Raw genomic sequence first — 22,521 nt, forward strand, 5'->3', positions numbered from 1 at the left:
GTACGAGGACCTATGGATGACACCGACGACACCACTGGCCGACGGCGGCGGTTCGCGGAGGCGGCGCGGGAGGACCGCCCCGACCTCGCGTCGCTCTGCCTCCTGATCGGGGCCGAGGCGAACCCGGAGGAGGGCGAGGCCGCCATCGACGCGGCGCAGATCGAGCTGGACCGGCTGGCCGGGATGCTTCCCGCGCTGGGCCGCGCCGCCGCGCCCCGGCTGTGGGCCGCGGCCCTCGCGGAACTGCTCGGGGAGCGCTGCGGGTTCCGCGGCTCCCCCGCCGACTACCGACGGCTGGAGTCCTCGCTCCTCGGCGAGGTGCTGCGACGGCGGCGCGGGCTGCCGATCCTGCTGTCCGTGGTGTGGATGGAGGTGGCCCGGCGGGCCGGGGCCCCCGTCTACGGGGTGGCGCTGCCCGGCCACTTCGTCGTGGGCTTCGGCGACCCGGACGGGCCGCATGTGCTGGCCGACCCCTTCGACGGCGGACGGCCGCTGTCCGAGGACGAGGCCGGGCTGCTGGTGGCGGGCGCGACCGGGACGCCGCTGACGCCGTCGATGTTCTCCCCCGCCGAACCGCTGGAGATCGTGCTGCGCGTCCTCAACAACATCCGCGCCTGGGCCGCGGCCCGCCCCGAGCGGAGCGAGGTGCAGCTGTGGGCGGTCGACCTCTCGCTCCTCCTGCCGAGCCACCCGGCGCGGCTGCGGTACGAACGGGCGGAGCTGCTGGTGGAGCGCGGGGACTTCGTGGGCGGGGCGCGGGAGATGGAGGAGTACGCGGAGGTGATCGACGCCCTGGAGCCGACGGTGGCCCGGACGGTCCGCCGCGAGGCTCAGGCCGCGCGGGCCATGCTCAATTGAAGTGGTGAGGTTCGCTGTCGGGTGCGGCTCCGTTGCCGCCTGCGGCGGTGGTGCGGGAACAGGACGGCCCGCAGCAGACGTTCAAGGCCCGCCGCAGGCAGACGCGTCCCGGACTATCAGGACCGCCGCGTCGTCCTTGAGTTCGCCCTCCGTGAAGGTCTCCAGGTCCGCGCGGAGGGCGCGGGCGAGTTCCGCCGGCGGCAGCTGGGCCCAGCGGGAGAGCCGCTCGCGCAAGGGGTAGAAGCGGCCCCGCGGGTCGCGTGCCTCGGTGACGCCGTCCGTGCACAGCACCAGCCACTCCGGTGAGGACGCGTCCGTACGGCAGGCCGCCGAGTCGACGGCCCGGCGCGGTGCGCCGGTGAGCGGCCCGAGCCCCAGCGGCAGCCCGAAGTGTTCGGGGAGCCGCTCCTCGACCCGGTCGCCGCTGATGACGTAGTACGGGATGTGGCCGCAGGACAGCACCCGGGTCGTCGTGCCGGGCGGACCGACCTCCAGCAGCAGCGCGGTGACGAAGCGTTCGTCCGTGCCGGTCAGGGAGAGCGCGCTGTTGTGCCGCAGCAGCGCCCCTTCCATGTGGTCGGCGACGGCCTCCAGCGCGGCCTCGTGATAGGCCGCCTCCCGGAACGACGTGAGCACCGCGTGCCCCGCCCCGATCGCCGGCATGCCCTTGCCCTGAACGTCCCCTATGAGGATGCGCTGTCCGGCGGGGCTCTCCACCACCTCGTAGATGTCGCCGCCGACCCGGGCGCCCTCCTGCGCGGAGATGTAGAACCCGGCGATCCGCAGCGGCCCGGCGGTGAGGGGCAGCTCCCGCAGGATCGTGCGCTGCACGGCGTCCGCGACCATCCGCGTCCGGTCGTACGCCGCCTCACGCTCCAGCAGCGCCGCGCACAGGGCCACGGAGAAGCCGGCGACGAGGAGCGCGCCGAGGACCGCCACGAGCACGCCCGCCGTGTCCCAGTGCGGCATGATCACACAGTGGGTCACCGCCTGGGCCGCCGCGAAGACCACGGCGACGACGACCGTGCGGCCCAGCGAGCAGAGCCGGGCGGCGATCAGGGGCATGACGCTCGCGATCAGGGCGAGCCGCAGCCGGGTGCCGGTCAGGCAGTCGAGCACGGCCAGCACGGCGATCCCCGCGATGAGCAGCGTGGTGAGAACGCGTCCGCCGTCGGGGACGCGCTTGATGTGCACGGCGGCGTTCCCCTCCCCCTCGCGTCCTCGTCTTCCGTAGGGACCCTACGACGGCCATATGACAGCCTTGCGACAGAGTGCCCGATTCTTGACGCGCCGCTACAGCCAGCCCTTGTCCCGGGCGATGCGCACGGCCTCGGCGCGGTTGCGCGCCCCGGTCTTCTGGATGGCCGTGGAGAGGTAGTTGCGGACGGTGCCGTGGGAGAGGTGCAGGGCCGCCGCCAGCTCCGCGTTGGTCGAGCCGTCGGCGGAGGCGCGGAGCACGGCGCGTTCGCGGTCGGTCAGCGGGTTCGCGCCCTCGGCGAGCGCGGCGGCGGCGAGGGTCGGGTCGATGACCCGCTCCCCGCGCAGCACCCTGCGCAGGGCGTCGGCGAGCTGGGCCGCGGGCGCGTCCTTGACGAGGAACGCCTCCGCGCCGGACTCCATCGCGCGGCGCAGATAGCCGGGGCGGCCGAAGGTCGTGAGGATGACCACCTTGAGCGCGGGCAGCTCGCGGCGGAGCAGCGCGGCGGCGTCGAGGCCGGTCATGCCGGGCATCTCGATGTCGAGCAGGGCGACGTCCGGGGCGTGCGCCCGCGCGGCGTCGAGCACTTCGTCGCCGCGGGCGACCTGGGAGACGACCTCGATGTCACCCTCCAGTCCGAGCAGCGCGGCGAGGGCTTCACGGACCATGGACTGGTCCTCGGCGAGGAGCACCTTGATGGTGCGATCGGGTACGGCGGGGCTGGGCTGCTCGGTCACAGCGCCAGGGTAGGTGCTCGGGCAGGCCACCCCGTACGACGCCCGCCGGCCTGCCGGAGTGCTGGTCCGTGGGGGCGCCCCCACCCCCGTCGGGGGCGCCCCCACGCGTCTTCGCCGGCCGGGCCGAGCCGGATCACGGCCCGCCGGGGCGCCTCCCAGCGGTAGCCGGCCTCCCAGCAGTAGCCGAGGGGGCTTGAGCCGAGGTCGGGCCGGGCCTTACGGGATCGCATCAGCCGCCACCAGCCCGTCCGGCACCGGAGGCGGTGCGGATGGAACCGCCCGCACCCGGCCGACCAGGCCGGCCCCGGACGAACCGCTACGCGCCCACCGCCACGCTCCGCGAGAGCGGCACGCGAGCCCGCAAGCGGAAGCCGCCCTTGGGGCCCGGGCCCGTTTCGAGGCTGCCGTCCGCGAGCGCGAGCCGTTCCGTCAGGCCCGTGAGGCCGTTGCCGTACGCGCCCTGCGGGCCCCGGCCGTCGTCCGTGACGGTCAGGCACAGCTCATCGTCCACCTCCAGCAGGGAGATCTCGCAGCGGCGCGCCCCGCTGTGCCGCACCACGTTGGTCACGGCCTCCCGGAGCGCCCAGGCCAGCGCGCCCTCCTCGTCCGGCGGCAGGTCGGGGTGGCCGGTGGTGACCCGGTCGAGGTCCGCGGTGACGCCCGCGGCGGCGAGGGCCGTACGGGCTCCGGCGATCTCGGCGTCCAGGGTGGGGCGGCGAAAGCCGCTCACCGCCTCCCGTACGTCCACGAGTGCCTGGCGGCTGACCCGCTCGATGTCCGCGACCTGCTGCGCGGCCTGGTCGGGCTTGTCCGGCAGCATCCGGCCCGCCAGCTCGCTCTTGAGCGTGATGAGCGACAGCGAGTGGCCGAGGAGGTCGTGCAGATCGCGGGCGAGCCGCAGCCGCTCCTCGTTGGCGGCGAGGTGGGCGACGGTGGCCCGCGCCTCGCGCAGCGCCCTCGTCGTGCGGGCCATCTGCCGCACGCCGACCATCGCGAAGCCACCGAGCAGCGCCGGGAGGACGAGCACCGGCAGGAACGTGTCGGTGTCCGGGATGTTGAGCCCGACGGCGAACAGCACGCCCATGGCCAGCAGGATCGCGAAGCGCGACACCTTCGTCGGCAGGCCGGCGCCGCAGCCGACGCACACATAGACGAAGAGGACGAGCCAGGGGGCGCCGAGCGTCAGCGACAGCACGACGGCCATCCCGAGCAGCAGGGCGAGCACGGGAAGCACCCGTTCGTCCATCGGCCGCGAGGTCTTCTGGAAGACGAGGGCGACATAGACGAGGACGAAGGCCAGCAGGCCCAGGCCGCCGAGGATGTCGGCGGCCATCGTGTGGTGGTCGCCGAGGACGTCCTCGGCCGGTGCGGCCAGATAGGCGAACCAGATCCCGACCCAGGCCAGCTTGACCAGCGCCTGGCGGCGGGTGTCGGGCCGGGTGCCGATGCCGTTGAACTCCACCGGTTCGTCGTCGGCCGCGAGGACCCCACGCCACCACTCCCGGCAGCGTACGAGCACGCTCATCGCTCTTCCTTCCTCACGGCCGACGGCATCGGTGTGTCAGGCCTTGTGGGTGTCCTTGCGGTACAGCCAGGCGGCCGCACCGGCGAAGATCACAAGGTAGGCGAACAGGATGGAGACGTCCTTCAGGTGCGGCGCGTCGCCCTGCTCGATGGCCTGGCCGAGCGCGGCGTAGGCGTGGGTGGGCACCCACTCGGTGATGTTCTGCAGCCACTTCGGGAAGGTCGCGGTCGGCATCCACAGGCCGCCCAGCACGGACAGGCCGAAGTAGATGATCATCGTGATGGGGCGCACGGCGTCGCCGGTGGCGAGATAGCCGACCGCCACGCCGAGGGCGGCGAAGACGATGCTGCCCGCCCAGATCGCGCCGGTCAGCGCGAACCACTGCCAGGCCGCGTCCATCCGCACGTCCTTGACGAGGGCGGCGATGGCGAAGACCACCAGGATCGACGGCAGGGACACCACGGCGGCGGAGGCGACCTTCGCCGTCACATAGCCGCGGCCCGGCAGCGCGGTGAGCCGCAGCTGGCGCACCCAGCCCTTCTCGCGCTCCTTGGCTATGCGCTCGCTGTTGCCCACGAGCACGGCGGTGATCGCACCGAAGGAGGCCATGGAGACCATCATCAGCAGCGGCAGCGTCAGGTGCGTGCCCTTGACGATCTCCGTGGAGCTCGCGCCGCCCGCGATCAGCAGATACAGGCCCGCGGGGTAGACCACGGAGAAGAACATGAACTTCTTGTTGCGCAGGGTGCGCGCGATTTCCAGCTTGATCAGGGTGTTCATCGGGCCGCCTCCTCGGCGGTCGCGGCGTCGGTGATGGCGATGAAGGCCTGCTCCAGGCCGAGGCCCGCGACCTCCAGATTGCGCGGGTAGAGACCCAGGCCGTAGAGCGCGTGGACCGTGGCGTCGGCGTCGTGCGACTGGATGCGCACGGTGCGGCCGGACACCTCCAGGGAGGACAGGAACGGCAGCTCGCGCAGCGCGGCCTCGCCGATGTGCCCGTCCAGGTCGAAGACGATCCGGCGGGCGCCCGCCTTGGCCTTGATCTCGGCGGCCGAGCCGTCGGCGAGCACGCGCCCACGGTGGAGCACGATCACCCGGTCGGCGATCGCGTCGGCCTCCTCCAGATAGTGCGTGGCGAAGAGGACCGCGCGGCCCTCCCGGGCCTGCTGCCGCATGACGCTCCAGAACGCCTGCCGGGCGGAGACGTCCATGCCGGTGGTCGGCTCGTCGAGCACGACGAGCTCATTGGCCCCGGCGGTGGCGAGGGCGAAGCGCACCCGCTGCTCCTGGCCGCCGGAGAGCTTGTTGACCATGCGGTCGGCGATCTCGGTGAGGTCCGCCTTCTCCAGGACCTCCTGCACCGGATACGCCCGGGGGTGCAGGTCGCAGGCGAGCTTCACGAGCTCGCGGACCTTCACCTCCTCCATCAGGCCGCCGCTCTGGAGCATCGCGCCGACCTTGCCCTGGGCGATGGCCCCCTGCGGCGAGGTCCCGAAGAGCTCCACGCGGCCGGCGTCGGGGGTCCGCAGGCCGAGGAGGAGGTCGAGGGTCGAGGACTTGCCCGCGCCGTTGGGGCCGAGGAGGGCGACGGTCTCGCCCGGGTACAGCTGGAGGTCCAGGTCGGCGACGGCCCGGACCTCGCCGTAACTCTTGCTTACGTTCTCAAAGCTGACCACGGGGGCGCCGGTGCGGCGCCCTTCCCCCGTGAACGTGCTCGCTGTAGTGGTCATACCCACGATGGTTCCAGGCCGCGGTCCCGCCCGGCAGTGTCAGCCGTCGTGTGCTGCCGATGACAGATGTCATGGTTCGGATAACCAGCAGGTCACGAGCCCCGAACGCACGCGAGCCCCCGTGCCGGGTGGGGCACGGGGGCTCGCTCGGTCCGACGGTGTTCGTCAGCTCGGGTTGAGCGGGATGACGCCGACGCGCTCGGCGGGCGTCTTGCCCAGCAGGGCCTTGCGCAGGGCGCCCACGACGTCCTGCGGGGTCACCTCGGTCTTGCTGCCGTCACCGCGCTGGATGCGGACGCCCGCGAAGGTCGTCCCGTACAGCTCCTTGACGGCTTCGAGGTTGTAGCTGTCGACGAGCTTGCCGTCGACCTCCTTGACCGAAAGGATCTTCGGCAGCGAGTGGTCGGGGCCGAACTGGATCTTGTGTGCCGGGTCGGTCTGCACGGTGACCAGGCCGGACATGGCGGGAATCGCGAAGCTCTGCATCTCCCGGTCGACCTCGGCCTTGCTGACCTTCGGCTGCTGGTCCGCGCTGGGCAGCTCCACGGTCTTGTCCTGACCGGTGGCCGCCCGGTCACGGTACGCCTGGGCGACGGCGGCGACGGCCTTGTCGGTGTCCAGGCCCTGGTACGCCTGGCCGTAGACCGGCACGGCCTTGCCCGCCTCGAACTTGATCGTGCCTTCCTTGGCGGCGCCCGTCTCGCCGGAGGCCCGCTTCAGGGCGTCCGCGATCTTCTCCTCGTCGGCGCCGATCGAGGGCTCCGCCGTGCGGGTGCCACCGACGAGGGAGCCGATGACGGTGAGCGGGTTGTAGTCCCGCCCGGCCGCCGCCCGCACCGTGGCCTGCGTGTCGATGGTCAGGCCGGCCACGGCCGGCTTGAGCGTCGCCTGCTTGCCGCCGATCGACACCTTCAGCGGCGCCGTCGCGCGGTCGCCGAGGGCGGAGTCGAGCTTCTGCACGGCCTGCTCCTTGGAGCTGCCGCCGATGGCCACGCCCAGCACGGTGGTGCCGTTCGGCACGTCGGCGTGGTCGAGCAGCAGCCCGGCGCCGTACGCGACACCGACGATGCCGAGGAGCGCGCCACCGGCCAGGACGAGCTTGGAGCGGCCCTTCTTCTTCGGGGCGCTCTTCGCGGGCGCGCTCTTGGCCGGGGCACCCTTGGCCGGTGCGCTCTTGGTCTCGGAGGACGCCGCGCCGGGCGCGGGCACCTTCGGCTTCGGCACGGCCACGCGGGGCGCGCCGCTGTCCACGGGCGCCTTGGCGCCGGGGCCCGCGGGCGGGGGCACGACGGGCACGCCGCTGACGAGCGTCTCGCCGGCCGCCTTCTGCCCGCCGGGCGGGGGCACCTTGGCGCCGCCCTTCTTGCCGCCGCCCTTGGGGCCCTTGGGGCCGCCCTTGGCCTGCTTCGGCGCCTGGGCGCCCGCGGGGGCCTGCGGGCCCGCCTGCGCGCCGGTGGCCGGAGCCGGGACGCGCGGGAAGCCTTCGCGCGGCGTGTCCGTACGTCCGTCGGCGAAGGCGCCGCCGCCGGGCGGAGCGGGGGCGAAGGGATCCGCGAGGCCGTTCCGGCCCATGGCGGGCGCGGGGAACTGCTGCGTGGACTCCACGGCCTCGTTCCACGGCGCGGCACCGGCCGCCGGGTTCGCGCCCGGGGTGCCCGTGGCCATGGGGTCGGCGGGCCACGGCGTGCCGCCCGTCGTGGACGCGCCGGGGACGGCACCGGTCGTCGAGGAACCGCCCGGCCAGTCGTCGACCTGCGAAGCACCGACGCCGGCACCACCGGGCGCCTGCGGCTGCTGCACAGCACCGGTCGTCGAGGAGCCACCCGGCCAGTCGTCGACCTGCGGGCTCCCCGTCGTGGGCGCTCCACCGGGCCACGGCGCCGCGCCACCGGGCGCGGGCGGCTGCGGTACGGCACCGGTCGTCGAGGAACCGCCCGGCCAGTCGTCGTCCTGCGAACCGGAACGGCGCGCGGCACGCCCGGTCGAGGCGGCGTCGCCCTGCCAGGGCGTGCCGCCCGTGGCGGACGCGTCGAGCGGCCAGTCGTCGGCGGGGGCGGGCGCGCCCGTGGCCTGGGCGCCGCCCGGCCAGGGGGTCGCCGCCGTGGTGGAGGGGCTGCCCGGCCAGTCGTCGGCGGGGGCGCCGGGGGCGGCCGGGCCGCCGTTCTGCCAGGGCGTGGCGCTGGTCGTGGAGGCGTCCAGCGGCCAGTCGTCCAGGGGCGCGGCGACGGCCGGGGGTGCCTGCATCACGGGGTTCGCGCCGGTGGCCAGCGGGTCGGCGGGCCAGGGCGTGGCGGCGGTGGTCGAGGGGTCCGGGGCACCGGTCACGGGTGCCTGCCGGGGGACGCCGCCGCTCGGGGTGCCACCGGAAGCGGAACCTCCGCCGAAGCCACCGGCCACGCCGGAGCCGCCGCCTGACGCACCGCCGACAGCGCCGCCCTGCGTACCCGGACGCCGGTTGGCGCCGGTCGAGGGGCCGGGGGCGGACGGGCCGGACTTGCGCGGCGCGAACCAGTCGCTCGTCTTCTCCTTCTCGCCCTTGCCACCCCCCTGACGCTCGGCCTCCGCGCGCGCCGGGGCCGCGGACGGCTCGGGGCGGCGGGGCAGCGCGGGCTTGCGCTCGGCGGCGGGCGCGGCCGGGGCGCCGGGCGCCGCCGGGGCGTTGTCGCCCTCGGCCGCCTCGTCAGCCACGGGCGTGCGCATGATGACCGGCGGAATGGGGCGCGAACCCGGGATGTTGATGCGGATCCGCGTCGTCAGCGTGGTCTCGGTCCTGGGCTCTTCCGGCTTCGGCGGCACGGCCGGCTCCTCGCTGCCGCCACCGTCCGAGGACGCGTGACGGGTTCCGTACGGCGGGGTCCCCGACGGGTAAGCGGCGCCACCGCGCCCCTGGGGCCCGGAGGACGAACTGTCAGATTCACGGCTCAAAGCAGGTTCTCCCGGTTAGCTCCGCCGCCCGTCATGACCTCGTTCGGGCGGCTCGGCGGCGCGCACCACCATACTGGGCACCGCGGATACGCACTTGACGGCTGCCGGATACCCCCGGCGGCAGGGAGCACGGGGCGCGCCTTCGCGCCTCGCGCTCCTCAGGCAGAAATCGTCACGTCACTTGCCAAGTCGGACTGAAGGCCCGTCCGGTTGCGGCACTTTCGGGAGCGTGGCACAGATCACAGCCACGGCCATCCCGCCCAGCAGGAAGGCGTACGAGCCCAGTCCGGCGCTGAAGAGGAAGTCGCCCTCCGGTCTGCTCGCGGTCAGCAGCAGCACGGCGACGATCCAGCCGATCCCGGGCGCCATGCCGCCGCCGCGGGTGCGGGTCGCCAGCAGCCCGCCGTAGCTCAGCCCGGCGATGGCCAGCAGAGCCAGCGTCAACCCGCCGGGGAACCAGCCGCCTTGCACCAGTGATCCGGCGGCCCCGGCCAGCGCCCCGAGGACGGTGAGGCCGAGGTAGGAGCCGATGCGCGCGGCGCCGATCGGTGAGGCCATGCCGCTCACGCGTCCACCCCCGCGAACAGGTCGTCCTCGCGCTCGGCACCCGCGGTGCCCCTCGCGAGTCTGTAGTACTCGGTGGCGAGGAGCGGCTGCCCCAGGTCGTTGGAGAGCGCGAAGAAGGGGCCGTCCACGACGATCTGCGTCCCGTGGGCGCGCATCGCGGCCGCCTTGGCCTCGGCGTGGGCGGAGCCGTCGATCGCCGCCGTCACCTCGGCGTCGTCGACGACACCCGGCACGTCCGTCTCGGCGGCGATGCCCGGGAAGGGCTTGCCGACGCCCAACTCGCGCAGCCGTGCGAAGCCGTCCTCCAGGACGGAGCGCGGCACGCAGTTCCAGTAGACCTTCGCGATGTCGTGCGGGTCGCCGAGGTCGCGGCGGAAGGCGCTCTCCCCCGCGAGCTCCACGGCGCGCATCGCGACGCGGTGCGCCTGGATGTGGTCGGGGTGGCCGTAGCCGCCCTCGGGGTCGTAGGTGACCAGCACCTGGGGCCGCGTCTCGCGGATCACCTCCACGAGGGAGGTGGCCGCCTCGTCCACGTCGGCCTGCCAGAAGGACTGGGGGCGCTCGTTCTGCGGGGCGCCCAGCATGCCGGAGTCGCGATAACGCCCGGGGCCGCCGAGGAAGCGGTGGTCGGTGACGCCCAGCTCCCGCATGGCGTCGGCGAGCTCGCCCGCGCGGTACGGCCCGAGGGCGTCGTCCCGGTCGGCGGCGAGATGTGCCAGTTCGCCCGGGATCACCTCGCCCTCTTCACCGAGGGTGCAGGTCACGAGGGTGACATGGGCCCCTTCGGCGGCGTACTTGGCCATGGTCGCGCCGTTGTTGATCGATTCGTCGTCCGGGTGCGCGTGCACCAGGATCAGCCGGCGGCCCGTCGAGGGGAAGCTGTCGGTCATGGGAACAGCCTACGAGTCCGACCGGCCCCGCGGGGCGCCCGCCCGCACTGTCGCCGGCGCCCGCGGGCCGTTCAGAACTTGATGTTGCTGATGACGTCGGTTGCGCTCTTGGTCAGCTGGTTGAGCGTCGGGGCGATCGACGAGCTCGAGAGGTAGAACCCCAGCAGCACGCAGACCGCGGCGTGGCCCGCCTTCAGCCCGGACTTCCGGACCAGCAGGAAGACGATGATCGCCAGCAGCACCACCGCCGAAATCGAGAGTGCCACAGCGGTTCACCTCCATGTACGCGCGGTCGGACGGACAAGGGACGGACGGCATACGGATGCCACCCGCGAGATACCAACTATGCGTCAGTGATCATAACTTTCCGGTGCCCCAACCTCACTCGGTGCACAGGAGCAAATCCGGGGCGCACGGCGAGATCGCGCCGCCCTCGCCGTAGGCTCGCCGGCATGACCGGACAGCTCACATTCCCACGGCAGTACGCCAGAACCCAGCGCTTCTCCCTCGGCGCGCCGCGCTCATTCACCGTGTCGCCGGATGGTTCACGTGTCGTCTTCCTGCGCTCCCGCACCGGTTTCGATCGGGCAAACGTTCTGTGGGTGCTCGACCCCGCGACCGGACGGGAGCATCCGGCCGCCGATCCCGCGGTGTTGCTGGGCGGCGCGGACGAGGAGCTGTCGGCCGAGGAGCGGGCCCGGCGCGAGCGCAGCCGCGAGGGCGCGGCGGGCGTCATCGGCTATGCGGTGGACAGCGCCGTGGAGTTGGCGGCGTTCGCCCTCTCGGGGCGGTTGTTCATCGCGGAGTTGCGCGGCGACACCGCCCGTGAGCTGGTCGTTCCCGGCCCGGTGGCCGATCCGCGCCCGTCGCCCGACGGCCGCCGGATCGCCTATGCGGCGGGCGGCGCGCTGCGGGTCGTCGAGGCGGACGGCAGCGGCGACCGCGCCCTGGCCGAGCCGGAGAGCGCCACGGTGACCTGGGGGCTGGCGGAGTTCATCGCGGCCGAGGAGATGCACCGCACACGCGGCTTCTGGTGGGCGCCGGACGGGGAGTCCCTGCTGGTCGCACGTGTGGACGACGCGGCCGTACGGCGCTGGTGGATCGCCGATCCGGCCCATCCGGACCGCGAGCCCGCCGAGGTCGCCTATCCGGCGGCCGGCACACCCAACGCCGAGGTGACGCTGTCGCTGCTGGGCCTCGACGGCTCGCGCACGGACGTCGAGTGGGACCGTGCGCGTTACCCCTATCTGGCACAGGTGCACTGGTCACAGGGCAATCCGCCGCTGCTGCTCGCACAGGCGCGCGACCAGCGGAGCCAGGTGTTCCTGACCGTCGACACGGCCACCGGCGCCACCCGCGTCCTGCACACGGAGGAGGACGCAAACTGGCTGGATCTTTTCCCTGGCGCGCCCGCCTGGACCCCGGACGGCCGGCTCGTACGGATCTCCGACGAGGGCGGCGTACGGGCCCTGACGGTGGGCGGCCGGGCCCTGACCGGACCGGCGTTGCACGTCCGCGCCGTACTCGACGTCGGCCCCGGCGACCTGCTCGTCTCCGCCTCGGCCGGGCCGGAGGCGAAGGAGCCGGAGACCGGCGAGACCCATGTCTACCGCGTCGGCGAGCACGGCGTGGAGCGCGTCTCGGAGGGCCGGGGGTGGCACTCGGCGGTGCGGTCCGGCGCGGTGACCGTCCTGGTGTCGACGTCGCTGGAGCACAGCGGGGCGACGGTTCGGGTCCTGCGCGACGGCGTGCGGACCGCCACGGTCACCTCCCACGCGGAAGCGCCGGTGCTGGCCTCCCGCGCGCGGCTCACTGAGGCGGGCGCGCGGCGCATCCCGTGCGCCGTCCTGCTGCCGGCCGGCTACGCGGAGGGTGACGGGCCGCTTCCGGTGCTCATGGACCCGTACGGCGGACCCCACGGGCCGCGCGTGGTGGCCGCGCACAACGCCCATCTGACCTCGCAGTGGTTCGCCGACCAGGGCTTCGCGGTGGTGGTCGCCGACGGCCGCGGCACCCCGCACCGCTCCCCCGGGTGGGAGAAGGCGGTCCGGGACGACTTCGCGGGCGTGACCCTGGACGACCAGGTCGAGGCGGTCCGGGCGCTCGCCGAGGAGTACCCCCTGGACCTGGGCCGGGTCGCGATCCGCGGCTGGTCGTACGGCGGCTATCTCGCGGCGCTGGCCGTGCTGCGCCGCCCCGACGTCTTCCACGCGGGCATCGCGGGCGCCCCGGTCACGGACTGGCGGCTGTACGACACCCACTACACCGAGCGCTATCTCGGCGACCCGGCGGAGCGGCCCGCGGTCTACGCCCGCAATTCGCTGGTCACCGACGAGGGGCTGGGCGAGACGGCCGGGCAGGCGCGGCCGTTGATGATCATTCACGGCCTCGCCGACGACAACGTGGTCGCGGCCCACACCCTCCGGCTGTCCTCCGCCCTCCTCGCCGCGGGCCGCCCGCACGAGGTGCTGCCGCTCTCCGGGGTGACGCACATGACGCCGCAGGAGCAGGTCGCGGAGAACCTCCTGCTCCTCCAGGTCGACTTCCTCAAGCGGTCGTTGGGCATGTAGCCGGAGCTCCTCTCGCCGGACGGGATCGGATCGGCACGTCAGCCACATCAAGCCCGTCCGGCGATCGAGGACACCGGCGCGCGGCGGTGGTGCAGGAACACGACGGCCCGCAGAAGCAACTCCCCGGCCCCCACAGCCCGAAGGGCTGTCAAGCACGGCCCGCGCTCGATCCCCTCAACCTTCACCCAAGAAGCGCCGCCTCCGCGCGCAGACCCCTTGACTGCGCCGCGAATCCATTGCCAAAGTCCGCTCAACCCACCGTGCGCTCCAGGTCCGCGATGGGCCAACTGGTCTACAGTGCGGGGGATTTACGCAATGACGAGTCCTTCCCTGAGCACCCTGGCGCAACCGGAGCTGGCGGGCCGCTCACCCGGCCGGCTGATGTGGCGCCGGTTCAAGCGTGACCGCGCCGGGGTGATCTCCGCGTACGTCGTGCTGTTCTTCTTCCTCGTCGCCCTGGCCGCTCCGCTGATCTCCAAGCTCTACGGGAAGGACGCGACGACCACCTACGGGCTGAACGAGCAGGGCCTGCTCAACGAATTCGGCTATCCCGTGCAGCCCAACGGCGGCATGTCCGGCCGCTTCTGGTTCGGCATCGAGCCGACCCTCGGCCGGGACGTGCTGACCCAGCTGGTCTACGGGATCCGCACCTCCCTGCTCATCGCGACCGCCTCCACCGTCCTGTGTGTGATCACGGGCGTCCTGGTGGGGGTGACGGCCGGATATCTGGGCGGGCGGACGGACTATTTCCTGGGGCGGTTCATCGACCTGCTGCTGGCCTTTCCCTCGCAGCTGTCCTTCATCGCCTTCACGCCGGTCGTCTACTCCCTCTTCGTCAGCCCGGAGAAGGAGACACCCACCTATCTGCGGGTGGTCACCCTGATCCTCGTCCTGTGGGTGCTGGGCTGGATGGGGCTGGCGCGACTGCTGCGCGGGCAGGTACTGAGCCTGCGGGAGCGGGAGTTCGTCGAGGCGGCCAAGGTCACCGGAGCCTCCCCCTGGCGGATCATCAGCAAGGAGCTGCTGCCCAATCTCTGGACGCCGATCCTGGTGCAGTCGACGCTGATGCTGCCGTCGATCGTGACCATCGAGGCGGGCCTGTCCTTCATCGGCGTCGGCATCGTGGAACCCACCCCTGACTGGGGCCGGATGTTCGCGAACGGCGCCCATTACTACGAGAGCGACATCACCTACATCTTCTTCCCCGGCCTCGCGATGATCATTTTCGTGGTCGCCTTCAACCTGCTCGGGGACTCGGTCCGGGACGCCTTCGACCCCCGGACCGGGCGCTGACGCAGGCGCCCTACCAGTTATCGACGAACAGGCAGGTGCATCGACCCATGGACGCGTTGACGAGATATCGCAGGTCGAGAGCGCGGTGGTGCGGCGCCGCGGCCCTGGCGGCCGGGGCCCTGGTGCTCTCCGCGTGCAGCAGCGGAGGCGGCGGCGGGGACGGGGCGAAGGACCAGGGGCCCGGCGCGGACAAGAACAGGGCCTCGAACTACTCGATCGGCACCAAGGAGGACTCGGCCGGCCCCGCCCCCGAGGTCCCCGGCGCCAAGAAGGGCGGCACCGTAGGCGTCCTCCAGCGCGACGCCTTCGTCCACCTGGACCCGGCGCAGATCTACTACAGCGACATGCTCACCAACCAGATGCTCTACAACCGCTCGCTGACCTCGTACAAGGTGGACGACCAGGGCAAGGTCAAGGTCGTCGGCGATCTGGCGACCGACGCGGGCACGCCCTCCGACGGCGGGAAGACCTGGACGTTCACCCTCAAGGACGGCCTGAAGTTCGAGGACGGCTCGGCCATCACCTCCCAGGACGTCCGGTGGGGCATCGAGCGGCTCTACGCCGCCTTCGAGACGGACGGCCCGATGTACATCCCGCAGTGGCTCTCCGGCGACGGCACCGCCTTCCGCAAGGCGCTGCCCGACGGTCCGTACAAGGGCGCGCACCTGCCCTCGTCCGTGCTGGACACCCCGGACGACAAAACGCTCGTCCTCCACTTCCGGGCGCCGCACGCGGACACGCCCTTCGCGACCGCGATGCCCAACATCGGCGCGGTCAAGGCGGCGAAGGACACCCAGCGGAAGTACGACAACGCGCCCTTCTCCTCGGGCCCGTACAAGGTCGGGGACTACAAGGTCGGCAAGTCGCTGACGCTGGTGCGCAACGACCAGTGGGACCCGAGGACGGACCCCGTGCGCCACCAGTACGCCGACCGGTTCGAGATCAGCTTCGGCCATCAGCTCGCCGACTCCACCCGGCGCTTCCTCGCCGACCAGGGCGGCGACAAGAACACCATGTCGTTCACCAACGCCGTCGCGCCGGAGATGACGGAGAAGGTGCTGAACCAGCCGGACACCAAGAACCGCCGCTTCGTGGAGATCCAGCCGTACGTCGACTACATCAGCTTCAACATGGACCGGCTGAAGGACGTCAGGGTCCGCAAGGCGCTCGCGTACGCCATGCCCAATGGGCAGATCCTCCAGCAGATGGGCGGCACGACCGCCGGGGTGCTGGCCACCAACTACCTCTCCCCCGCCATGGACGGCTACCAGCCGACCGACCCGTACGGCAAGAAGGCCAAGCCCGCCGGTGACCCGGACAAGGCCAGGGAGCTGCTGAAGGAGGCCGGCAAGGAGGGGCAGGAGATCGTCTACGCCTACCCCAACACGGACCTCCAGCAGAAGGTCTCCGTGGTCGTCACCCAGGCGCTGGAGCGCGCCGGCTTCAAAGTGCAGAAGAAGGAGATCGACTCCAACACCTGGCAGACCGCGATCGCCGAGGTGAAGAACAAGTTCGACATCTACCGCACCTCGTGGGGCGCGGACTGGCCCGTCTCCTCGACGGTGGTGCCCCCGCTCTTCGACGGCCGGGGGATCGCCGACGGCGCCCAGAACTACGGTCACCTCAACGACGTCGCCGTCAACAAGGAGATCGACCGGATCAACGCCGTCCCGGACGTGAAGAAGGCCGCGCCCGAGTGGCAGAAGCTCGCGGACAAGATCTTCACGGACGACGTCCCGGGCGTGCCGACCTTCTACAACCGGCAGTTCGCGCTGTGGGGTTCGAACCTCGGCGGGGTCCGCTACCACCCGGTCTACGGCACCGCCGACCCGACCGGCGTCTACGTCAAATAGCGCCGGCCCCCGTGGGGGGGGGGGGGGGGGGGCGCGGCCCCCCCCCCCCCCCCCCCCCCCCCCCCCCCCCCCCCCTTCGGCGTCCGGGTCCCGCTAGATCGACGGCAGCAGTCCCGCCGCCTGGTCCAGCAGGCTCAGGTCCTGGAGCGCGCCGCCGTTCGTCAGCGGCTCGGTGAGGGCGGACGTGCTCATCGGCTGGAAGTCGGCGACCTGCGTGCCCACCGCGTTGGCGAAGGGGTCGCTGCCCGTGCCCGCCAGCGGGTTGAGCTTCAGGGCCTCCAGGGAGCGCAGCGCGCCCTCCGACGACGTGCCGAGCGCGGTGTCCACGCCGGCCGTCGCCGCGTCGATGGACGTCACCCCGAGCTCGGCCCGTGGGCCCGCCGTGGGCGCGGCGTTCGCGGCCCCCGCGCCGCCCGCGACGATGGCCGCGCCCGCCGAGACGGTCAGCCCGACGCGCACCAGACCGCGCGAGTGGGAGGAGCGGGAGGAGCGTGCGTGTCGTGCGTGCGAGGCCATGGGCACCTGCCGGGTCGTGAGGTACAGGATGGAACGACAACGCACCGTAGCGAAGTCGTGACACTGTGCGCACCCCGCGACCCGGGGGGATCCCCCATGCGGCCCAATGCCTCACACTGGTGTCCCGTGACTCCCCACTTGACCCCCGCGCGCGTCATCCTGCTGACCGGCCCCTCCGGTTCCGGAAAGTCGTCCCTCGCGGCCCGCACCGGGCTGCCGGTCCTCAAGCTCGACGACTTCTACAAGGAGGCCCACGACCCGACGCTGCCGCTGCTCCCGGACGGCTCGGGCGCCGACTGGGACTCGCCCCTGTCGTGGGACACCGACGCGGCCGTGGCGGCGATAGCGGAGCTGTGCGGCACGGCGCGCACGAGCGTGCCGCTGTACGACATCGCCAGCAGCTCGCGGACAGGTGAGAGCGCGCTGGACATCGGCCGCACCCCGCTGTTCATAGCGGAGGGCATCTTCGCCGCCGACATCATCGGCCGCTGCCGCGAACTCGGGCTGCTCGCCGACGCGCTGTGCCTGCGCGGCCGCCCGTCGACGACGTTCCGCCGCCGGCTGCTGCGCGACCTGCGCGAGGGCCGCAAGCCCGCGCCCTACCTCATCCGCCGCGGTCTGCGCCTGATGCGCGCCGAACGCGGCATCGTGGCCCGCCAGACGGCGCTGGGCGCGTACGCCTGCGGCCGGGACACCGCGATGGGCCGGATCGCCGCCGCGGCCGCGGGACGCCGGGAGGGCGTCCGCGTCTGACGCGAACGCCCTCTTCCGGGAAACACGCGCCCCAGGGAACAGCGGAGCGGGCGGACATACCCCCCGGCTGTCCGCCCGCTCCTCCCCCGTGGCCCCGTCCGCTCCCCCCGAGCGTTTCCCCGTCCCCCCAGGGCCCCTTGGTTCTCTTCGGTTCTGTTCTGTTCGGCCCTGTCCGGCCTCGCTCAGGCCACCAGCTCGCCGAAGGACTCCGCGACGCCGCGGCCGGAGCCGATGACCTCGTCCTCGCGCAGCCGGCGCAGGGAGCGCCAGATGCTGCTCTTGACCGTGCCGACGCTGATGCCGAGGATCTCCGCGATCTCCGGGTCCGTGCGGCCCTCGTAGTAGCGCAGGACGAGCATCGTGCGCTGGAGTTCGGGCAGCCGGGCCAGCGCCTGCCAGAGGACGGCGCGCAGTTCGGTGCCGCGCATCGCGTCGGTCTCGCCGACCGTCTCCGGCAGCTCCTCCGTCGGGTACTCGTTCAGCTTGCGGCGGCGCCAGGCGCTGATGTGCAGATTGGTCATCGTGCGGCGGAGGTAGCCGCCGACGGCCGCCTTGTCGGTGATCCGGTCCCAGGCGCGGTACGTCGAGAACAGCGCGCTCTGGAGCAGGTCCTCCGCCTCGTGCCGGTCGCCGGTCAGGTGGTAGGCGGTCGCGTACAGGGAGGCCCGGCGCTCCTGGACGTACGCGGTGAACGCCGCTTCGGCGTCCTGCCGCTTCGTCCGGGCAGCACCCTTGCCCTCCCCCGAGGCCCCCGTGGCCTCCCCGTACGTGACCGCGTCGATCGCCACCATGTACGGCGGCCGTACACGTCCGGTGCCGCGGGCGCACCCCCGCCCGCCCACGGCACCGGACTTCTCCGGGCCCCGCCCGGCGTCGTGCAGGCGCGTGCGAATGACTGCGCTGGTCGTGGTGCTGTGCAGTGTGTTCATCTCGCGCCCCCCGTCGGTGGAGCCAGCTCGGTCCGTTGCGTTCCCGGGCCCTCGTGCCGCCCGGTGCACCCAAGCCTGGCGGGCCAGTTTCATGACGCTGTCCGCCGACTGTCACAGCCCTGCAACAGGCCGGGGAGCCCCGTGCCGGACGGCGTCGGTCGAACGACCGGCCAGACGTAGGCCAGAATGGCCACCGTGCCTTTCCTGTTGCTGATCGAGGACGACGACGCCATCCGCACGGCTCTCGAGTTCTCCCTGTCCCGCCAGGGTCACCGTGTGGTGACCGCGGCGACGGGTGAGGACGGCCTGAAAATGCTGCGCGAGCAGCGGCCGGACCTGATCGTGCTGGACGTCATGCTGCCGGGTATCGACGGTTTCGAGGTGTGCCGGCGGATCCGCCGCACCGACCAGCTGCCGATCATCCTGCTGACCGCGCGCAACGACGACATCGACGTCGTGGTCGGCCTGGAGTCCGGGGCGGACGACTATGTCGTCAAACCCGTGCAGGGCCGGGTGCTCGACGCCCGGATCCGCGCGGTGCTGCGCCGTGGCGAGCGGGAGTCGAACGACTCGGCGTCGTTCGGTTCGCTGGTCATCGACCGCGCGGCCATGACGGTCACCAAGAACGGCGAGGACCTTCAGCTGACCCCGACCGAGCTGCGGCTGCTGCTGGAGCTCAGCCGCAGGCCGGGGCAGGCGCTGTCGCGGCAGCAGCTGCTGCGCCTGGTGTGGGAGCACGACTATCTGGGCGACTCGCGGCTGGTGGACGCCTGTGTGCAGCGGCTGCGCGCCAAGGTCGAGGACGTCCCCTCGTCACCGACCCTGATCCGTACGGTCCGGGGCGTCGGCTATCGCCTGGACACCCCGCAGTGACTGCCCCAGCCCGCCACAACCGCACAGAGAGCACACCGTGACACAAGAGCCCGGTCGGGAACGGGGTCGGCGGCCGGCCAGGAACGCGCTGAAGCTGAGCATGCGGTGGATCAGCCTGCGGCTGCGGCTGATGCTGGTCTTCGCGCTGGTGGCGCTGGCCGCGGCCGTCTCCGCGTCCGCCATCGCCTACTGGCTGAACCGGGACGCGGTCCTCACCCGCACCCAGGACGCCGCGCTCGACGACTTCCGCAAGTCCTTGCAGGACAACACCGGTTCGCTGCCGCTGACGCCGACCTGCCAGGAGCTCCAGGCAGCCGCCGACCGGATGGCCTCGACCTCGCAGAAGTACGAGGTGCTGCTGATCGGCACGTCCGGCAGCGGTGACTGCGTCGCGCCCTCCAGGCCCGACCTGTTCACGCCCAAGGTCGTGCCGGAGTCGCTGCGGACGGCGGTGGACCGCGAGCGCCGGGTCGACGACTCCAACCGCTACGCGTACCACCTGTACTGGCAGCGGATCACGCTCGACGGCAAGCCGTATCTGATCGGCGGCGCCAAGGTGATCGGCGGCGGCCCGACGGGCTATCTGCTGAAGTCGCTGGAGAACGAGCGCCAGGACCTCAATTCGCTGGCCTGGTCGCTGGGCATCGCCACGGCCCTCGCCCTCATCGGCTCCGCCCTGCTCGCCCAAGCCGCCGCGTCCACGGTGCTGCGGCCCGTGCAGCGGCTCGGTGACGCGGCCCGGCGGCTCGGCGAGGGGAAGCTGGACACGCGCCTGGAGGTGTCCGGCACGGATGAGCTGGCCGATCTGTCGCGCACGTTCAACAGGACCGCGGAGTCGCTCCAGAAGCGGGTCGAGGAGCTGAGCGGGCGGGAGGCCGCGAGCCGCCGCTTCGTCGCCGACATGTCGCACGAGCTGCGCACCCCGCTCACGGCGATCACCGCGGTGACGGAGGTGCTGGAGGACGAGGCGGACAACCTCGACCCCATGATCGCGCCCGCGGTGCAGCTGGTGGTGAGCGAGACCCGCCGGCTGAACGACCTGGTGGAGAACCTCATGGAGGTCACCCGCTTCGACGCGGGCACGGCCCGGCTGGTCCTCGACGACGTGGACGTCGCCGATCAGGTCACCGCCTGCATCGACGCCCGCGCCTGGCTGGACGCGGTCGAGCTGGACGCCGAGCGCGGGATGATGGCCCGGCTCGACCCGCGGCGGCTCGACGTCATCCTCGCCAATCTCATCGGCAACGCCCTCAAGCACGGCGGTTCGCCGGTGCGGGTGTCGGTGCGCACGGAGGACGGCGCGCTGCGGATCGACGTGCGCGACCACGGCCCCGGCATCCCCGAGGACGTCCTGCCGCACGTCTTCGACCGTTTCTACAAGGCGAGCGCCTCCCGGCCGCGCTCCGAGGGCAGTGGCCTCGGCCTGTCGATCGCCCTGGAGAACGCCCATATCCACGGCGGCGGGATCACCGCCGCCAACTCCCCCGAGGGCGGCGCGGTCTTCACCCTGACCCTCCCCCTGGGCGAGGACCCGGCGGAGGCCGGCGGCGCCTCCCGGCTCGCCGACGGGCAGGGCCGGGAGCGGGCGGAGGAGAACGGAAAGTGAAGACCCCGACCGTGAGGATCAGAACCGCCGCCCTGGCGCTGACGCTGCTCGGCTCCCTCCCCGCGCTGTCCGCGTGCGGGATCCGCGGCACGGCCGTGCCGGTGGACGCGGGCGGCGCGCCGTCCCGGGCGTCGTGCGTCAGCCGCCCCGACCCGAGCCCCGCCGCGGGCCTCGCCACCGTGACCGTGCAGCTGGAGTGCGCCTCGCAGCTGGTGCCGGTGGCCCGCCGGGTCCCGCTGCCCGACAAGCCCGACGACGCGGCGATCGTCGCCGGCGCACTCCTGGACGAGCTGCGCAAGGTGCCGTCCGGGGAGGAGGCCGACGCCGGGCTGATCACCGCCGTCCCGCAGCGGCTGTCCGTCGCCGGGCCGCGGCCGGGCGACCCGGGGGGCACCCTGCGGCTGAGCCGTGAGCCGGCCGAGCTGCCGCAGGTCGCGCTGGCGCAGCTGGTCTGCTCCTTCGTGGGCACGGCCGCGGCGGACGGCAAGTCGGCGGTGCTGCTGGGCGGGCCGGGCGACGCCGGGCCGCTGAGCTTCACCTGCACCGAGGAGATGCGGACGCATCCGGACACCGCGGACATCAGCGGCAGAGCCGCTCCCTGATCCGGCGGCTCTCCGGCCCCGCGGGCGTCCGCCACTCTCCGTCGTCACGGGCGGAACCGGACGGCGCACACCCGGCGTCCTGTGGGGCGTGCAGGGTCATGGTTACGGCGGTACGCCCGCCCTCCGATACCGCTACCGCGCCGCGGGGTGTGTGCTGCTCGTCGCCCATCTCCTGGCGGTCGGCTGGCTGGCCCTGCGGCCGCTGACGGCGCCCTGGGTGACGGCCGCGCCGCTGGAGCCGCTGGCTACGATCCGTGCCGATCTCGCCCTGAGCCCCTGGGAGGCGACGCGGGCGATCGGGGCGGGGATGCTGCCGCTGGCGCCGCTCGGCGTGCTGCTGCCGTGGGCGCGGGGGCGTCTCGCCGCGTCCCCGCTGGGCTCGCTGACCCGCACGGTCTTCACCAGCGCGATGCTGTCGCTGGCCCTCCAGGTGGTGCAGAGCGGTGTGGTGGGCCAGGTGCTGGACGTGGACGCGCTGCTGCTGAACGTGACGGGCGTCGCCGTCACGCATCTCGCGGTGGTGCCCGCGGTGAGGGCCCGGCTCCGTCGCAGGGGTGAGCGGCGCGGGCCGCAGGCCCTTCCCCGGAAGGAGGCGGCTCAGGGGCGGACCCCGACGATCCCCAGGGTCGGGGTCGCCCCATAGAGCGATGCCTCGCCCCGGCTCGTGACCGTAGCGTCGCAGGTATCGGGAAACGTTCCCGCACGGCGCGTCCCCGACGCCGCCGGACCGACGACGAGGAGTCGCCATCATGTCCGCTCCCCTGGTCCGTCCCCGTGACCACAGGATGATCGCCGGCGTCTGCGCGGGCCTGGCCGAGCGCTTCGGCACCTCCCGCACCACGATGCGGGTCATCTTCCTGGCCTCGTGCCTGCTGCCCGGACCGCAGTTCCTGCTCTACCTCGCACTGTGGGTGCTGCTGCCGTCCGAGAGGGACCACGGCCGGGCCGCCACGTCCTGGTGATGTCCGCGGCGCCGCGTTGACGTGACGGCGGGGGGGGGGGGGGGGGGGTGGGGGGGGGGGGGGGGGGGGGGGGGGGGAGGGGGGGGGGGGGGGGAGCCGAGCAGCTTCTTCTTTTGTTTTGGGGTGGGGGTTGG

The 22,521-nt window shown here is 72.9% G+C and carries 21 protein-coding genes; 10 read left to right on the forward strand and 11 right to left on the reverse strand.

The annotated features are described in order from the left end of the window. Positions 1-12 precede the first annotated feature (12 nt). The gene (locus ACZ4A5_RS09515; protein ID WP_467580402.1) at positions 13-858 is read left to right on the forward strand and encodes a transglutaminase family protein; all 846 of its coding nucleotides are present in this window, start codon (positions 13-15) and stop codon (positions 856-858) included. Positions 859-939: 81 nt separating this feature from the next. Here the strand turns inward: ACZ4A5_RS09515 and ACZ4A5_RS09520 are convergent, their stop codons facing one another. The 9 genes from ACZ4A5_RS09520 to ACZ4A5_RS09560 all read right to left on the reverse strand — a co-directional run bounded on the left by ACZ4A5_RS09520 (position 940) and on the right by ACZ4A5_RS09560 (position 10,696). Further along, positions 940-2,052 carry a PP2C family protein-serine/threonine phosphatase gene (locus tag ACZ4A5_RS09520; RefSeq protein WP_467580405.1) on the reverse strand — a complete coding sequence of 371 codons (1,113 nt, stop codon included), beginning with the start codon at positions 2,050-2,052 and terminating at the stop codon, positions 940-942. A gap of 99 nt (positions 2,053-2,151) precedes the next feature. Next, positions 2,152-2,793, reverse strand: coding sequence for a response regulator (locus ACZ4A5_RS09525; RefSeq protein WP_467580408.1), 642 nt, complete (start codon positions 2,791-2,793; stop codon positions 2,152-2,154). Between the two features lie 316 nt (positions 2,794-3,109). Then, positions 3,110-4,318, reverse strand: a complete 1,209-nt coding sequence (locus tag ACZ4A5_RS09530; protein ID WP_467580411.1) for a sensor histidine kinase — start codon at positions 4,316-4,318, stop codon at positions 3,110-3,112. 36 nt (positions 4,319-4,354) lie between these two features. Beyond that, on the reverse strand, positions 4,355-5,098 hold the full coding sequence (locus tag ACZ4A5_RS09535) for an ABC transporter permease (protein ID WP_467580414.1): 744 nt from the start codon (positions 5,096-5,098) through the stop codon (positions 4,355-4,357). After that, positions 5,095-6,048: an ABC transporter ATP-binding protein gene (locus ACZ4A5_RS09540; RefSeq protein WP_467580417.1), complete on the reverse strand. Its 954-nt coding sequence runs from the start codon at positions 6,046-6,048 to the stop codon at positions 5,095-5,097. Before ACZ4A5_RS09540 ends, ACZ4A5_RS09535 begins: the two co-directional genes overlap by 4 nt. 165 nt (positions 6,049-6,213) lie before the next feature. Beyond that, positions 6,214-8,844 (reverse strand): DNA polymerase III subunit gamma/tau domain-containing protein, encoded by a 2,631-nt coding sequence (locus ACZ4A5_RS09545; RefSeq protein ID WP_467580422.1) that lies wholly within the window; start codon positions 8,842-8,844, stop codon positions 6,214-6,216. Positions 8,845-9,150: 306 nt separating this feature from the next. Then, the gene (locus ACZ4A5_RS09550; protein ID WP_398870492.1) at positions 9,151-9,531 is read right to left on the reverse strand and encodes a DUF6113 family protein; all 381 of its coding nucleotides are present in this window, start codon (positions 9,529-9,531) and stop codon (positions 9,151-9,153) included. Positions 9,532-9,536: 5 nt separating this feature from the next. Continuing rightward, positions 9,537-10,430 carry an N-acetyl-1-D-myo-inositol-2-amino-2-deoxy-alpha-D-glucopyranoside deacetylase gene (gene mshB, locus ACZ4A5_RS09555; protein ID WP_467580425.1) on the reverse strand — a complete coding sequence of 298 codons (894 nt, stop codon included), beginning with the start codon at positions 10,428-10,430 and terminating at the stop codon, positions 9,537-9,539. A gap of 71 nt (positions 10,431-10,501) precedes the next feature. Continuing rightward, a complete protein-coding gene (locus tag ACZ4A5_RS09560) occupies positions 10,502-10,696 on the reverse strand; it encodes a hypothetical protein (protein WP_116213708.1) in 195 nt (64 codons plus the stop codon). Between the two features lie 186 nt (positions 10,697-10,882). Here ACZ4A5_RS09560 and ACZ4A5_RS09565 point away from each other — a divergent pair, with 186 nt between their 5' ends. The 3 genes from ACZ4A5_RS09565 to ACZ4A5_RS09575 all read left to right on the forward strand — a co-directional run bounded on the left by ACZ4A5_RS09565 (position 10,883) and on the right by ACZ4A5_RS09575 (position 16,146). Then, positions 10,883-13,000, forward strand: a complete 2,118-nt coding sequence (locus ACZ4A5_RS09565) for a S9 family peptidase (protein ID WP_467580430.1) — start codon at positions 10,883-10,885, stop codon at positions 12,998-13,000. 315 nt (positions 13,001-13,315) lie between these two features. Next, positions 13,316-14,293, forward strand: a complete 978-nt coding sequence (locus tag ACZ4A5_RS09570) for an ABC transporter permease (RefSeq protein WP_467580433.1) — start codon at positions 13,316-13,318, stop codon at positions 14,291-14,293. A 47-nt stretch (positions 14,294-14,340) separates the two neighbouring features. Then, positions 14,341-16,146: an ABC transporter substrate-binding protein gene (locus tag ACZ4A5_RS09575; RefSeq protein WP_467580436.1), complete on the forward strand. Its 1,806-nt coding sequence runs from the start codon at positions 14,341-14,343 to the stop codon at positions 16,144-16,146. Between the two features lie 93 nt (positions 16,147-16,239). On the opposite strand, the gene ACZ4A5_RS09580 is transcribed toward ACZ4A5_RS09575, so the two are convergent. Further along, the gene (locus ACZ4A5_RS09580; RefSeq protein WP_467580439.1) at positions 16,240-16,662 is read right to left on the reverse strand and encodes a hypothetical protein; all 423 of its coding nucleotides are present in this window, start codon (positions 16,660-16,662) and stop codon (positions 16,240-16,242) included. A gap of 96 nt (positions 16,663-16,758) precedes the next feature. Here ACZ4A5_RS09580 and ACZ4A5_RS09585 point away from each other — a divergent pair, with 96 nt between their 5' ends. Further along, positions 16,759-17,415, forward strand: a complete 657-nt coding sequence (locus ACZ4A5_RS09585) for a uridine kinase family protein (protein WP_467580442.1) — start codon at positions 16,759-16,761, stop codon at positions 17,413-17,415. 182 nt (positions 17,416-17,597) lie between these two features. Here the strand turns inward: ACZ4A5_RS09585 and ACZ4A5_RS09590 are convergent, their stop codons facing one another. Next, positions 17,598-18,344 (reverse strand): SigE family RNA polymerase sigma factor, encoded by a 747-nt coding sequence (locus ACZ4A5_RS09590; protein ID WP_467580445.1) that lies wholly within the window; start codon positions 18,342-18,344, stop codon positions 17,598-17,600. A gap of 195 nt (positions 18,345-18,539) precedes the next feature. Here ACZ4A5_RS09590 and afsQ1 point away from each other — a divergent pair, with 195 nt between their 5' ends. From afsQ1 to ACZ4A5_RS09615, 5 genes are all read left to right on the forward strand, one after another. After that, positions 18,540-19,217: a two-component system response regulator AfsQ1 gene (gene afsQ1 / locus ACZ4A5_RS09595; RefSeq protein WP_398867970.1), complete on the forward strand. Its 678-nt coding sequence runs from the start codon at positions 18,540-18,542 to the stop codon at positions 19,215-19,217. Positions 19,218-19,317: 100 nt separating this feature from the next. After that, the gene (locus tag ACZ4A5_RS09600; RefSeq protein ID WP_467580449.1) at positions 19,318-20,823 is read left to right on the forward strand and encodes an ATP-binding protein; all 1,506 of its coding nucleotides are present in this window, start codon (positions 19,318-19,320) and stop codon (positions 20,821-20,823) included. After that, positions 20,820-21,425 carry a hypothetical protein gene (locus ACZ4A5_RS09605; protein WP_467580452.1) on the forward strand — a complete coding sequence of 202 codons (606 nt, stop codon included), beginning with the start codon at positions 20,820-20,822 and terminating at the stop codon, positions 21,423-21,425. Before ACZ4A5_RS09600 ends, ACZ4A5_RS09605 begins: the two co-directional genes overlap by 4 nt. 88 nt (positions 21,426-21,513) lie before the next feature. Continuing rightward, complete coding sequence (locus ACZ4A5_RS09610) at positions 21,514-22,068, forward strand: VanZ family protein (protein WP_467580454.1); 555 nt, start codon at positions 21,514-21,516, stop codon at positions 22,066-22,068. Between the two features lie 106 nt (positions 22,069-22,174). Next, positions 22,175-22,387 carry a PspC domain-containing protein gene (locus ACZ4A5_RS09615; protein ID WP_467580457.1) on the forward strand — a complete coding sequence of 71 codons (213 nt, stop codon included), beginning with the start codon at positions 22,175-22,177 and terminating at the stop codon, positions 22,385-22,387. Positions 22,388-22,521 lie beyond the last annotated feature (134 nt).

The organism is Streptomyces sp. NPDC025618, from assembly GCF_055558795.1.

What these genes read in the sequence shown, in the direction of transcription:
- ACZ4A5_RS09515 (WP_467580402.1), top strand. Translation starts at nt 13, where the DNA reads ATGGATGACACCGACGACACCACTGGCCGACGGCGGCGGTTCGCGGAG.
- ACZ4A5_RS09530 (WP_467580411.1), bottom strand. Translation starts at nt 4,318, where the DNA reads ATGAGCGTGCTCGTACGCTGCCGGGAGTGGTGGCGTGGGGTCCTCGCG.
- ACZ4A5_RS09535 (WP_467580414.1), bottom strand. Translation starts at nt 5,098, where the DNA reads ATGAACACCCTGATCAAGCTGGAAATCGCGCGCACCCTGCGCAACAAG.
- ACZ4A5_RS09540 (WP_467580417.1), bottom strand. Translation starts at nt 6,048, where the DNA reads ATGACCACTACAGCGAGCACGTTCACGGGGGAAGGGCGCCGCACCGGC.
- ACZ4A5_RS09550 (WP_398870492.1), bottom strand. Translation starts at nt 9,531, where the DNA reads ATGGCCTCACCGATCGGCGCCGCGCGCATCGGCTCCTACCTCGGCCTC.
- mshB (WP_467580425.1), bottom strand. Translation starts at nt 10,430, where the DNA reads ATGACCGACAGCTTCCCCTCGACGGGCCGCCGGCTGATCCTGGTGCAC.
- ACZ4A5_RS09565 (WP_467580430.1), top strand. Translation starts at nt 10,883, where the DNA reads ATGACCGGACAGCTCACATTCCCACGGCAGTACGCCAGAACCCAGCGC.
- ACZ4A5_RS09570 (WP_467580433.1), top strand. Translation starts at nt 13,316, where the DNA reads ATGACGAGTCCTTCCCTGAGCACCCTGGCGCAACCGGAGCTGGCGGGC.
- ACZ4A5_RS09575 (WP_467580436.1), top strand. Translation starts at nt 14,341, where the DNA reads ATGGACGCGTTGACGAGATATCGCAGGTCGAGAGCGCGGTGGTGCGGC.
- ACZ4A5_RS09580 (WP_467580439.1), bottom strand. Translation starts at nt 16,662, where the DNA reads ATGGCCTCGCACGCACGACACGCACGCTCCTCCCGCTCCTCCCACTCG.
- ACZ4A5_RS09585 (WP_467580442.1), top strand. Translation starts at nt 16,759, where the DNA reads ATGCGGCCCAATGCCTCACACTGGTGTCCCGTGACTCCCCACTTGACC.
- ACZ4A5_RS09590 (WP_467580445.1), bottom strand. Translation starts at nt 18,344, where the DNA reads ATGAACACACTGCACAGCACCACGACCAGCGCAGTCATTCGCACGCGC.
- ACZ4A5_RS09600 (WP_467580449.1), top strand. Translation starts at nt 19,318, where the DNA reads ATGCGGTGGATCAGCCTGCGGCTGCGGCTGATGCTGGTCTTCGCGCTG.
- ACZ4A5_RS09615 (WP_467580457.1), top strand. Translation starts at nt 22,175, where the DNA reads ATGTCCGCTCCCCTGGTCCGTCCCCGTGACCACAGGATGATCGCCGGC.